The organism is Pseudomonas sp. YJ42, assembly GCF_047225135.1.
Lineage (GTDB): Bacteria > Pseudomonadota > Gammaproteobacteria > Pseudomonadales > Pseudomonadaceae > Stutzerimonas > Stutzerimonas stutzeri_E.
This window is the reverse complement of sequence record NZ_CP178378.1, coordinates 1,145,259-1,158,023: the sequence shown is the minus strand read 5'-3', so window position 1 is coordinate 1,158,023 and position 12,765 is coordinate 1,145,259. Positions and strand designations below refer to the sequence as shown.

Sequence of the window (12,765 nt, the reverse complement as noted above, 5' to 3'; positions counted from 1 at the left end):
AGGCTGCGGTTTGGTTTGCAAAAAACTGACCAACTGGACAGATACCCGCTGAGGTTCCCAATCCACCTCTCCGGCAGTTGCTGGCCGAGCCAATGGTGGATCCGGCTAGGTGCGACAGGCAGCGTTGCTGCCACAGTTTGGTGCATCAGAACGATAGACCACGGGAGATCTTTCATGCTGACGCTATTGCGAGAAGAGCGCTTCCTGCTCCTGGCCCTGTTGGCCGCCGTCGTCGCCTACGTGGTTGAGGGCAGCTTGCTCAGTGGCGGACGCGTCGTCGCTTTGACCGCCGTCGGCGCACTCGTGTTGATGATCGTGATGGCGTCGATACGGGTCGCACACCACGCCGAGATCCTCGCGGAAAAGGTCGGAGATCCCTACGGAACGATGATCCTTACGCTCTCCGCCGTATTGGTCGAGGTGGTCATCCTGGGCATCATGATGACCCACCACCCGTCACCAACGCTGGTCCGTGACACCATTTACTCGGCGGTGATGCTCGATCTCAACGGTATTCTGGGCCTTGCCGCATTGATGGGTGGCCTTCGCCACGGCGAGCAGCCGTACAACGACGATTCGGCGCGTACCTACAGCGTGATGATTCTTACCGCCATGGGTGTGTCGATGGTGGTGCCGGAGTTCATTCCGCGTGAAGACTGGCGGCTGTACTCGGTGTTCACCATTGGCGCCATGCTGTTGTTGTACGGCCTGTTCTTGCGCATGCAGGTCGGTGCGCACAGCTACTTCTTCAGCTACAGCTATCCGGAAAAGCGACGGCGCAAAGGCGAAGTGGTGTCTGAGGCGACGACCAGCCGTGGCCGCTCGATCGGTCTGCTATGCGCCGGCATCGTAATCATCGGCGCGCTCGCCGAGGTGATGTCCCAGGCGCTCGATGTCGGGTTGGAAGGCAGTGGCGCGCCGCCTATGCTGGCCGCGCTGCTGGTCGCGGCCATTTCTGCCAGCCCGGAAATACTCACCGCCTTGCGAGCAGCGCTAGCTAATCGTATGCAGTCGGTGGTCAATATCGCGCTCGGCGCTTCGCTGTCCACGGTCATTCTCACGGTGCCGGTGATGGAAGCGTTGGCGTTGTATAGTGGACAGCCGTTTCAGATGGCGATGTCGCCGGTGCAGACGGTGATGATTTTCATCACCCTGATCGTGGCCGCGATCAACCTGAACGACGGCGAGACCAACGCGATCGAGGGCATGACCCACTTCGTGTTGTTCGCCACCTTCATCATGCTTTCGCTGATAGGGCTCTGACGCCCATCAGCCAGATGGACTTTCATGGACGTACATATCTACCTCGCCGGTCCCGGCGTGTTCCGCGCCGATGCACTCGAGCATGGCGAGCGACTCAAGGCGCTCTGCGCCGACTTCGGCTTCATTGGGCTGTACCCGCTGGACAAGCAGGTGCCGCGCCACATCGTCGGTGCGCGCGAGCAGGCTGCCTGGATCTACCAGGCCAATCTGGACCTGTTGGAGCAAGCCGATGCGGTGATCGCCGACCTCAACTTCTTCCGGGGCGGTGAGCCCGACAGCGGCACCAGCTTCGAAGTGGGTTATGCCGTGGCTCGTGGCAAGCCAGTGGTGGGATATCTGGACGGCGCGGGCAGCTATGCCGAGCGCCTGCAGCGCCAGTTGCCGCATCTGTGCGGACAGCCAGGCTTGGACTGCGACGGCTTACAACTGGAAGCCTTCGATCTGCCGGTGAATCTGATGCTGGCGGTGCCGGCCCGGTTGGTTGCGGGCGGCGCTCGCGAGGCGTTGTTATGCCTGGCTGACGAACTGGCGGAGCGATCCTAGGCCCACTCGGTTTGCCAATGCGCCTCGAGTCGTCGGGCTAACGCGGAACACCGTCGCGCCCACCGGGCGGAGCGGGCTAGGGGCTTCAGCCCGACGAGTCTGCGCGAGGGTGGGCTTCAGTCCACCAGGGCGAGTGCCGGGCGGTCATCGGTCAATGACCTGCTTTCCACGGCTGGCCCAACGACACCGGTGCATACAGGCGAGTACGGATCGCGTCTCGCGACAGCAGCACCAGCACCATGATCGTTGCGACGTACGGCAGCATCGCCAGCAGATTACCGGGGATCGACAGGCCGAGCCCTTGGGCGACCAGGTGCAGAATGCTGGCCAAGCCGAACAGATAGGCGCCGAGCAGTACGCGACCCACTCGCCAGCTGGCGAACACAACAAGCGCCAAGGCGATCCAACCACGCCCGGCGGTCATGTTCTCCGCCCACATCGGCGTATAGGCGAGCGACAGGTAGCCGCCGGCCAGCCCGGCCATAGCGCCGCCGAACAGCACCGCCAGTACCCGCACGCGCAGCACCGGTAGGCCCATGGCGCTGGCGGCGTTGGGATTCTCGCCGACCGCCTGGATGATCAGACCCATACGGCTTTTCAGCAGCACCCAGGCGACCAGGGCGAAGAGTGCGAAGGACAGATAGACCAGCAGATCCTGGGCAAACAGCATGCGACCGATCAGCGGGATGTCGCTCAGGAAAGGAATGGCGATGGGTTCGAAGCCCGCTAGCGGCTTGCCGACCCAGCCGGCACCGATGAACGACGACAGGCCAACACCGAAGATGGTCAGCGCCAGCCCGGTCGCCACCTGGTTGGCGTTGAAACCCAGCGCCACCAGGGCGAACAGTTGCGAAAGCAGCATCCCGCCCAGGCAGGCAAAGACCACACCCAGCCAGAGGTTGCCGGTGGCGAACGCGGCAATGAAACCGGCCACTGCGCCGAACAGCATCATGCCTTCTTGACCGAGATTGAGTACGCCAGTCTTTTCGCAGACCAGCTCGCCGAGCGCCACCAGCAGCAGCGGTGTACCGGTGCGGATCATGGCGTAAAAGATATTGGTCAGTAGATCGATATCCATGGTGTTCCTTAGCGGGAAGCCAGAAGCGGGAAGCTGGAAGTAAAAGCGGCAACTGCATTGGCGGAGCGAGTCGCGGCGTTCATGGCTGCACCGCTGGCTGCAGGCTGCCAGCTTTCGGCTTCAGGTTCCGCCCGAGGCGCGGCCGATAGAGAATCAGTACATCGCACGCCAGCAGGAAGAACAGCACCATGCCCTGGAACAGTTGGGTGATCGACTGCGGAAGATTGGCCGCCATCTGTGCGTTCTCACCGCCGAGGTAGAGCAGCGCCATCAACAAACTGGCGAAGACGATGCCGAGCGGGTTGAGTCGACCGAGGAAGGCCACGGTAATGGCCGCATAGCCATAGCCGGGCGATACCTGCGGCACCAGCTGGCCGATCGGCCCGGTGACCTCGGCGACGCCGGCCAGGCCGGCCAGCGCACCGCTGATCAGCAGGGCGGCCCAGACCAGGCGCCTCTCGCGAAAACCGACGAAGCCGGCGGCGCGCTTGTCCAGTCCCAGCACCTTGATCTGGAAGCCGAGAAAGCTCTTTTGCAGCAGGACCCACACCACTACGAGCGCCAGCAGGGCGAAATAGAAACCGGCATGCACGCGCAGCTCCTCGAACAGTTGCGGTAGGCGCGTGGCGTCGCCGAACATCGCCGACTCGGGAAAGTTGAAGCCTTGCGGATCCTTCAACGGCCCGTGCACGGCGAACAGCAACAGGTTCAAGGCGATGTAGTTGAGCATGATGCTGGTGAGGATTTCATTGGCATTGAACTGCGTGCGCAACCAGGCGCAGAGGCCGGCCCAGACGGCGCCGCCAAGCGTGCCGACGGCGAGCGTCAGGACCAGTGCCCAGCGAGAATCCCAATCGATGATGTGTACCGCCAGCGCGCTACCGGCGAGCGCGCCGATGAGCAGTTGCCCCTCGGCACCGATGTTCCAGATTCGTGCGTTGTAGACCACCGCTAGACCCAGCGCACAAAGCAGGATCGGCAGCGCCTTGACCAACAGTTCGGAGACGCCGTAGAGATCGCTGACCGGATCGATCAGTAGCACGCGCAGGGTTTCCAGTGGCGGATGGCCGAGCGCGGCGAACAGCAGCGCGCCGCTGAGCAGAGTCAGCAACGCGGCCAGTAGCGGCGAAAGCCAGAGCATCGGTCGCGACTGCTGACCACGTGGTTCGAGGGATAACAGCATGCGAAGGCTCTCAGGCGGCGGTGGGCGTGGGTTGATCGAACTGGCCGGCCATCCAGCGGCCGACATCGGTTGTGGTGGTCTCGGCCGTCGCACGCAGCGCCGACAGGCGGCCATGGCTCAATGCCGCGATGCGGTCGCTGATCTGGAACAGCTCTTCCAGGTCTTCGGAAATCACCAGAATGGCGGCACCGGCGTCGCGCAGCTCGATCAGCTCACGATGAATCGCCGCGGCGGCGCCGACGTCCACGCCCCAGGTCGGGTGTGCCGCGACCAGCAGTTTCGGTTGCTGCAGGATCTCTCGGCCAAGAATGAACTTCTGCAAGTTGCCGCCGGACAGGCTGCGCGCCGGCGTATGGGGGCCGGGAGTTTTCACCGCGAAACGTTCGATGATGCGCCGAGCGAAGGCCTCGACCCGGTCATGACGGATCAGCCCGCCGCCGATCAGATCGTCCTGCTGGAAAGCAGTGAGCAGGGCGTTGTCGGACAGGCTCATGTCAGGCACGGCGCCATGCCCCAGGCGCTCGGCCGGGATGAAGGCCATACCGTGGCGACGGCGCGCGTCGGGACGCAGGTGCGCCACCGGCGCATCGAGAAAGCGAATGCGCGCACCCTGGCCGCGAGCCAGGCGCTGCTCGCCGCTGAGCAGCGCCAGTAGTTCGTCTTGGCCGTTGCCGGCGACTCCCGCGATGCCGACGATCTCGCCAGCGCGTACCTCCAGCATCAGATCCGCCAGCGATACGCCGAACGGGTCGACGTTATGCCAAGACAATCCCTCGACCCGCAGGAAAGGCGCACCGCCCCGGGCCTTGGGATATTCGGCTTCGAGCCCTTCGGCATCACCGACCATCAGGCGCGCCAGGTCCATGTCGGTGCACTCGGCCGGTACGCACTCGCCCGATACGCGTCCGGCACGCAGCACCGTTGCGCGCTCGCAAAGGGCGCGAACCTCGTTGAGCTTGTGACTGATGAACAGGATGCTGCAGCCTTCGGCAGCGAGCCGGCGCAGCACGACGAACAGATCGTCGGCCTCTTGCGGCGTGAGCACCGATGTCGGCTCATCGAGAATCAACAGCTTGATGTCCTGCATCAGGCAGCGAACGATTTCCACTCGTTGGCGTTCGCCGATCGACAGGCTGTGCACCAGCCGCTGCGGCTCCAACGGCATGCCGTAGCGTTGCGATACCTCGCGGATCTTCGGCTCCAGCTGCTTCGGCGTGCCGGCTTCGGCACCCATCGCCAGTGCAATGTTTTCGGCGACGTTGAGGGTTTCGAACAATGAAAAGTGCTGAAACACCATGCCGATGCCATACGCGCGCGCCTGTGCCGGGTCCCGCATGGTCACCGGCTGCCCTTCCCAACGAACCTCGCCGGCGTCCGCTTGTGTCACGCCGTAGATGATTTTCATCAGGGTGCTTTTACCAGCGCCGTTCTCGCCCAGCAGCGCGTGAATTTCGCCTGCTTGGATCGACAGGTCGATGCGGTCGTTGGCCAGGCAGCCAGGGTACCGTTTGGTGATGCCAGCCAGTTGCAGGCGTGCAGTATGTGATTCGGGCATATAGGCGTCCGCTGGATACTTCATGACCAGAGCATTAGCAAAAAACTGGCCAGGTAGTCAGGAAAATGCTGCGAAGCATGGATCAGCAGGCTGCGTGATTAAGCAACCACAGGACGAGGGTAGTCTGTGCTTCGCTTTGGTGCCTGTTCGTACGAAGTGCGGTGTGCGCGCACCGTTTCTGGGCGGGACGACATGGGCAGATGCAAATCGGAGGTGAAGGCGCTACGCCTGTAGGCGTAGCGCCTTGGTGTTACTGCTCGGCCGGGTCCGGTACTTCACGCAGCGCCTGGGCCGCGTCAATGGCACGAGGAAAGCCCGCCGTGACGGTGGTCAGGTAGATCACCTCCTTCAGCTCGTCACGCGTGACCCCGTGGCGCAGTGCATAGCCCGCGTGGATTTTCAGGTACGGCAGGTTGCCCTGGGCGGCAAAGGCGGCAACGGCCGCCAGTTGCCGGGTGCGAGCGTCCAGAGCCGTACGGCCCCATACGTCGCCCAACGCGTAATCGGTGATGCCCTCGGCAAGAAACGGATAATCCCGTCGCAACGCCTCGAGTACTGGCTGACCGGCACCGCCGGACAGATGATCCATGACTTGCAAGCCACGTTCGCGCCGTTCGCTGCCAACTGTTTCTGGTGAAGCGAGCGCGAGCGGGCCGAAGATGCCTAACCAAGTGGCAAACATTAGCGTGCTATTTGCAATCCTCATCGCAGCGACCTCAGTAAGGGCTGGCTGTAGGGCGGACAATCAGTTCGCTGACATCGACGTCGGCAGGTTGATCGACGGCATAGGCGATGGCGCGGGCGATGGCCTCGGCCGGAATGGCGATGCGCCGGAAATCGTCCATGACCGCCCGGGCGTTGTTGTCCGAAATGCTCTCGGCCAGTTCCGATTCGGTCACGCCCGGCGAGACCAGGGTGACGCGGATGTCGCCGCCGACCTCCTGGCGCAACCCTTCGGAGATGGCACGTACCGCATATTTGGTCGCGCAGTACACCGCCGCGGTGGGGCTGACGGTGTAGGCGCCGATCGAAGCGATATTGATGAACTGGCCTGAGCGCTGGCGTTGCATCAGTGGCAGACCGGCGGCGATGCCATGCAGCACGCCGCGGATGTTCACATCGATCATCCGGTCCCATTCTTCGACCTTTAGCGCATCGAGCGATGACAGCGGCATGACCCCGGCGTTGTTGACGATCACGTCGACGCGGCCGAAGCGCTGTTCGGCGAAGTCGACGAAGGTCTGCACATCTTCGCGCCGGGTGACGTCCAGCGCCTTGCATGCGGCCACGCCGCCAGCCTCGTTGATGTCGGCTACAAGCCGTTCCAGGCGATCCAGGCGGCGAGCACCCAGCACGACGCTGGCGCCCTGCGCGGCCAACAGGCGCGCCGTTGCTTCGCCGATACCACTGCTGGCGCCGGTGATGAGTACGATTTTTCCGTTGATGTTCGACATGTGTCCTCCGCGGTTCATTAGGTGCCGGCGTCGGTGGCGCCGTCGAATGAATCTTGTCGCGGAGGGCGTTCGCTGCGTTATGTCGATCCTGCCGGGCGCTTGCCTGATGCTGGTGTGTGCGCTATCGGACGCCTTGGTACGGACCAGTCGCTTTCGCTTGCGGCCCATGGCCGATCATTCAGACGTTGGGAGGCCGGCCTCGGCGAACGGCTGTCATTGCGACATAGCGGCTTAGCCTGCAACGGCGGGACTGCGCGGCAACGTCAGGCTGGCGGTGTCAGGCCACAACCTTTGAGGATGACCCGGATCAGAGTGTCCGTGCCGCGCTCGAAATCATCCTTGGTCACCCGGCGCTGGCCGGTGATGCGGCGGATCTGGTCGGAGAAGTCCGCATAATGCTGGGTGCTGCTCCAGATCAGGAAGATCAGATGCATGGGGTCGACCGGGTCCATTTTGCCCGCGTCGCTCCAGGCCTGGAACACCGCAGCGCGGCCGCGGAACCACTCGCGGTAGTCTTCGTTGAAATGCTCCGACAGGCATTCACAGCCGCTGATGACCTCCATGGCGAAGATTTTCGAGGCCTGAGGCTGTCTACGCGAAAACTCCATCTTGGCGCGGATGTAGTGCGCCAGCGCGGTGGCCGGATCATCCTCGACGGTGAGGTTATCGAAAGCGTTGTCCCAAAGCTCGAGGATATGCCGCATCACCTCGACATAAAGTCCCAGCTTGTTGTTGAAGTAGTAGTGCAGATTGGCCTTGGGCAGCGCTGCACGCAAAGCGATCGCGTTCATGCTCGTGCCCTTGTAGCCATAGCGGGCGAATTCTTCCGCAGCCGCCGAGAGAATCAGTTCTTCGTTTTTCTGGCGAATCCGGCCGGTGCGTTTGCTGGCAACAGACGGCTGGGTGAGCGTTGCGTCGAAAGTATTCATAAGTCCGTTCCCTGTAGTGGCGGTATCAGCCCGATGCGCTTCCTAATGCTAGCGTAGGCGGCATCGGCTGATTTTCCTCGCGACAGCAGCAGATCGAGCAGATTTGTCGCAGTCGTTCAGGAGTCGGGGCTGCAAGAAACTGACCAGCCGCTTAGGTTTACCGGTGCGATTCGGGTTGTGTACCCGAAGGGCTCTGGCACGTCGATTTTGACTCCCTTGTCTGCCGGCTGCACGGGCGTCCGACCCGCATTCGTGCACCAAAATGGGATCATGGGGCGAGGCTTGCCCTCTTTTGTAGCGCATCTGTCTCCGCTGTCGGCAAGGCCGGCTCGCAACGGACCGGCCGAAACTGCTTGTGCCGCCTCGTAGCAATGGCAGTCATCATCCGATAACGACCGCCATGGTCTCAGGCTATGTCAGATACGACTTCCAACCGAACGCCGAGGGGCGAAGCGCGTGGCCGTTCGTATCAGAAATGAGCCTTGACGATGAAGTTGGTGACGTTGTTGTCGGTATTGAAGGCACTGCTGTCCTCGATTCCATACTTGTTCGTCCAGTAGTCATATTCGATACCGACGTAGAGCTTGCCTGGCGTGTAATCGAGCGCCTTGCCGAGGTCGTACTTGACCTGCGGGTTGAAGTGGAAGTTTTTGGCCAGGTAGTCCCCCTTGGCCTTGGAGCCCGCGTCGTTGACGACCCAGTCGATAAAGCCATCGAACAGGATGTCTGACTTGCCCACCGGGAAGGTCATGGCCCAGGTCGGTGTGATCTGCCACTGGCCGCTCGGCGCGCCGGTGATGCCGTCAGGCTTGCGGTAGTAGGTGTTGATTGAGAGCCGGTCGAAGCCGGGCACTTCCAGATCCACCGCTGGGCCGAGCAGATAGTTGCGATTGCGTCCTTCGCCGCGTTCGTAGGTGGCCGAGAGCAGCACGTCCGTGACCGGGCCGAAGGAGAGATCGGCGCCGGTGATCTTGCCCAGCGACAGGCGCGGGCTGAACTCACCGTAGTAGGTGTGGCCGTCGCTGCCGGAGATGCCGTTGTACCACTTGTTATCGACGAACAAGAACATGTCCCCCCAAGTCCAACCGCTGGCATGTTCGAAGGTGATGGTCTGTTGGATATCGCCTTCTTTGCCGCCGGCACCGTCTACAGAGAAGTTCTTGCCGTAGAGATAGGTCAGGCTGTTGTTTTGCCACAGCATTGGTGCGGCGGCCGCCTGGCCTGCGAGCGTCAGGCTGCCCGTGAGCGCGGCGATGGTCAGAATGGACTTCATAGAGGAGAGCTCCTATTGCGTTATGTGGCTTGTTTTTCTTGGCCGGATGGTCAGATGTTGCTGCTTAAGCAAGACCTGCGCCAAGTATTATTTAACGATAGGGGCCCTTTGAATATCTTTTTATTTCAAGCACATAGTTTAGTTCATGAGGCGCTTGATCGATTTCTGCAAGCGCCTTTACCTAATGCCGCTCCATAAAAAACCTGACCGTACCGACAGTGCCCCAATTTGATGCGGGCAATTGGCCATCAGGGCCGAACTCAACGTGGCGCGACGTCAGGGCTGCCGCGGCGCCACCATTGCTCCTTAAGGTGGCCGATGATGATCGCTACCGGAGAAACGAAAAACCCCGCCGATTGGCGGGGTTCATTTGTCACCTCGAGCCCCGCCGGGGCGAGGTCTTTATGGGGTTTTGGCCGACTTTGATCAGATGGTCTCGGCCCACAGGTCGTACTCGTCGGCGTTGGTCACACGAACCCAGACCTTGTCGCCGGGCTGCAGCGGATGTTCGCTGTCGACGTAGACCATGCCGTCGATCTCCGGGGCATCGGCGTAGGAACGACCGATCGCACCATCTTCATCGACTTCGTCGATCAAAACTTCGATTTCCTGACCGACCTTGCGCTCCAGCCGCGCGGCGCTGATGGCCTGCTGGTGGGCCATGAAACGGTCCCAGCGGTCTTGCTTGATCTCATCCGGCACCGGCTCCAGGCCCAGCGCCTCGGCCGGTGCGCCCTCGACCGGGGAGTACTGGAAGCAGCCGACACGGTCCAACTGTGCTTCGGTGAGCCAGTCGAGCAGGTACTGAAAGTCCTCCTCGGTCTCGCCGGGGAAGCCGACGATGAAGGTCGAACGAATGGTCAGCTGCGGGCAGATCTCGCGCCACTTCTTGATGCGAGCCAGGGTCTTGTCCTCGAAGGCCGGGCGCTTCATGGCTTTCAGTACTTTCGGGCTGGCGTGCTGGAAGGGAATGTCGAGGTAGGGCAGCAGTTTGCCCTCGGCCATCAGTGGAATCACGTCGTCGACGTTCGGGTACGGGTAGACGTAATGCAGACGTACCCACACGCCCATGCTCGACAGCGCCTGGCAGAGCTCCAGCATGCGCGTCTTGACCGGCTGACCGTTCCAGAAGTCGGTCTTGTATTTCATGTCGACGCCGTAAGCGCTGGTGTCCTGGGAAATCACCAGGATCTCCTTGACGCCTGCCTTGACCAGACGCTCGGCTTCGCTCAGCACATCGCCCACCGGGCGGCTGACCAGCTTGCCGCGCATGGAGGGGATGATGCAGAAGCTGCAGGTGTGGTTGCAGCCTTCGGAAATCTTCAGATAGGCGTAATGGCGCGGGGTCAACTTGATGCCCTGCGGCGGAACCAGATCGATGAAGGGATCGTGGTCGATATTCGGCGGCACCACTTCATGCACGGCATTGACCACCTGCTCGTACTGCTGCGGACCGGTGACGGCCAGCACACTGGGATGCACGTTGCGGATGCTGTCTTCAGCCACGCCCATGCAGCCGGTGACGATCACCTTGCCGTTCTCGGCGATGGCCTCGCCGATGGCATCCAGCGATTCGGCCTTGGCGCTGTCGATGAAGCCGCAGGTGTTGACCACCACCACGTCGGCGTCCTGGTAGGTGGGCACGATCTGATAGCCCTCCATGCGCAGCTGAGTCAGGATGCGTTCGGAGTCCACCGTGGCTTTGGGGCAGCCCAGTGATACGAACCCGACTGTTGGCGTTTTGCTCATCGACAATGACCTCGGAACAGCGCATGAAAAAGGCGCGCGAGTATACAGAGCTGGATGTTTTTTAGCCATGTCGGTCGTCGTGCCCGGCCGGCGTAAGTCCACGCCGGCCGAGTAGAGTGTGCCCCTGTCGGCTAGCCGTCCCGGTTGGAATCTTCCGTTGGGTCCCGATCCAGTTCGGCGACCTCTGATCGATTGCGGCCCTGCTGCTTGGCCCGATACAGCGCGCCGTCGGCCAGCTTGAGCACGCGATCGATTCCGTCGGCGTGTACCGGCCAGACGGCAATACCCAGAGAAATGGTGATGTGCCCCACCGGTGCAATCTGCTCCTGCTCGACACATTGGCGCAAGCGCTCGGCGACCCGTAGTGCGGATTCGATGCTGGTGTTTGGCAGCAGCATCAGAAACTCCTCGCCACCACTTCGGCACAGCGTGTCGGCGCCACGCGAGCAGGCGGTCATCAGCTGAGCGAGATGAAGAATGACCTGATCGCCAACGTCATGGCCGTAGTTGTCATTGATGCGCTTGAAGTGATCGATATCCAGAGCAATGACGGCGAACGAGTGGCCTTCGGCGCTTAACGCGTCCAGAGCCAGGGTAAGACCGCGGCGGTTGTGCAGGCCGGTCAGCGGGTCGGTCTGGGCATCGAGATTGAGCTTGCCGATGCGTTGGTGCAGCAGGCTGATGCCCAGCTTCAAGGCGCGCTTGAGCTGCGCGGCTTCGAAATACCAGGAGCGGATACGTTGGATTCTTTCCGCGCTGGTAGGGGCGTCCATTTCGCCGGCGCTTCTCGCCAACTGCCAGAGCGGGCGTGAAATCAGCGCTGACAACCACCAGACGCCGATAAACGTCAGCAGTGCGAGGGGGGCTGTTTGCCGCAGGATCTCGAGCATCAGATTGTCGAGTGGGTGCAGCGTCACCGCGGTCGGTCGTTGCGCGACGATGCCCCAGCGGGCGGTTGGAACCGCTGCAAAGCCGGCTAGCATGTCCTGCCCCTGGCTGTTGATGACCCGCTGGCTGCCCGACTCGCCGTGGATTACCCGATCGATGACTGGGTTTCCCTTCACGACGGTGCCTAACCGTTTGGGGTCTGGGTGGTACAGCAAGCGCCGGTTCTGATCAACGGCGTAGAGATAGGAGCCGTCCTGGTAGTAGTGCTCGCCAAGCATGCTGTTGAGTATGTTCGGCTCCTTAAGACTGATGACTCCGCCGATATAGCCGAGGTAAGTGCCTTCCTTGTCCACGATCGGATGCGAGATCAGGACCACCAGCGTACCGATCGCTGAAATGTAGGGGCTGCTGATCAGCGCTCTACGCTCTCGAAGCGCTTCGCGTGCACCGGGCGAATCCAACCGCTGACCGATCAGCCGCTCGGCATTACGCGACGTCGCGCGTATTACGCTCCAGGCATCGGTGACGACCACGGTATTGAAGCTGTTCGTCTGCAATCGTAGGCGTTCGGCCTCGCTAAGTAGCTTGCCGTTATCGTTGAACTGCCCACCGAGGATACCCGCGCTGTATGCGAGCTGTTGCTGTACCGAATCGAAGAAGGTTTCTGTGCCGATTGCAAGCTTGAGTGCATAGACCCGGTTGGCCTCGAGGGTACTGTCGATGAGTGAATCGCGCTGCACCTGATAGCTCGCATAAAAGCTGATGCTCAGCGTAATCAACCCGCTGAGGATGGCCAGCATTACGATCAGCCGTCGCAGGTCTACGCGAAACAGTGGGGCAAAAGGCATGG

11 protein-coding genes are annotated in these 12,765 nt (G+C 61.8%); 2 read left to right on the top strand and 9 right to left on the bottom strand.

Features of this window, described 5'->3' with window-relative positions; translation table 11 throughout:
- The first annotated feature begins 174 nt into the window (after positions 1-174).
- Both ACL0K2_RS05040 and ACL0K2_RS05035 read left to right on the top strand, forming a co-directional pair.
- The gene (locus tag ACL0K2_RS05040) at positions 175-1,263 is read left to right on the top strand and encodes a calcium:proton antiporter (protein WP_045162533.1); all 1,089 of its coding nucleotides are present in this window, start codon (positions 175-177) and stop codon (positions 1,261-1,263) included.
- A gap of 24 nt (positions 1,264-1,287) precedes the next feature.
- Positions 1,288-1,806 (top strand): nucleoside 2-deoxyribosyltransferase, encoded by a 519-nt coding sequence (locus ACL0K2_RS05035; RefSeq protein ID WP_239611658.1) that lies wholly within the window; start codon positions 1,288-1,290, stop codon positions 1,804-1,806.
- A gap of 151 nt (positions 1,807-1,957) precedes the next feature.
- On the opposite strand, the gene ACL0K2_RS05030 is transcribed toward ACL0K2_RS05035, so the two are convergent.
- From ACL0K2_RS05030 to ACL0K2_RS04990, 9 genes are all read right to left on the bottom strand, one after another.
- Positions 1,958-2,884: an ABC transporter permease gene (locus ACL0K2_RS05030; RefSeq protein WP_045162531.1), complete on the bottom strand. Its 927-nt coding sequence runs from the start codon at positions 2,882-2,884 to the stop codon at positions 1,958-1,960.
- Positions 2,885-2,963: 79 nt separating this feature from the next.
- On the bottom strand, positions 2,964-4,067 hold the full coding sequence (locus tag ACL0K2_RS05025) for an ABC transporter permease (RefSeq protein WP_413043938.1): 1,104 nt from the start codon (positions 4,065-4,067) through the stop codon (positions 2,964-2,966).
- 10 nt (positions 4,068-4,077) lie between these two features.
- A complete protein-coding gene (locus tag ACL0K2_RS05020) occupies positions 4,078-5,622 on the bottom strand; it encodes an ABC transporter ATP-binding protein (protein WP_413043937.1) in 1,545 nt (514 codons plus the stop codon).
- Between the two features lie 250 nt (positions 5,623-5,872).
- Entirely contained in the window at positions 5,873-6,328 is a 456-nt protein-coding gene (locus ACL0K2_RS05015; protein ID WP_045162529.1) for a carboxymuconolactone decarboxylase family protein, read from the bottom strand.
- Between the two features lie 10 nt (positions 6,329-6,338).
- Positions 6,339-7,076 carry an SDR family oxidoreductase gene (locus ACL0K2_RS05010; protein WP_045162528.1) on the bottom strand — a complete coding sequence of 246 codons (738 nt, stop codon included), beginning with the start codon at positions 7,074-7,076 and terminating at the stop codon, positions 6,339-6,341.
- A gap of 263 nt (positions 7,077-7,339) precedes the next feature.
- Positions 7,340-8,005, bottom strand: a complete 666-nt coding sequence (locus ACL0K2_RS05005) for a TetR/AcrR family transcriptional regulator (RefSeq protein ID WP_045162527.1) — start codon at positions 8,003-8,005, stop codon at positions 7,340-7,342.
- A gap of 469 nt (positions 8,006-8,474) precedes the next feature.
- Complete coding sequence (locus ACL0K2_RS05000) at positions 8,475-9,278, bottom strand: outer membrane protein OmpK (protein WP_413043936.1); 804 nt, start codon at positions 9,276-9,278, stop codon at positions 8,475-8,477.
- Positions 9,279-9,704: 426 nt separating this feature from the next.
- The gene (gene rimO / locus ACL0K2_RS04995) at positions 9,705-11,027 is read right to left on the bottom strand and encodes a 30S ribosomal protein S12 methylthiotransferase RimO (RefSeq protein ID WP_413043935.1); all 1,323 of its coding nucleotides are present in this window, start codon (positions 11,025-11,027) and stop codon (positions 9,705-9,707) included.
- Positions 11,028-11,158: 131 nt separating this feature from the next.
- Positions 11,159-12,763, bottom strand: a complete 1,605-nt coding sequence (locus ACL0K2_RS04990; RefSeq protein WP_045162524.1) for a sensor domain-containing diguanylate cyclase — start codon at positions 12,761-12,763, stop codon at positions 11,159-11,161.
- Positions 12,764-12,765 lie beyond the last annotated feature (2 nt).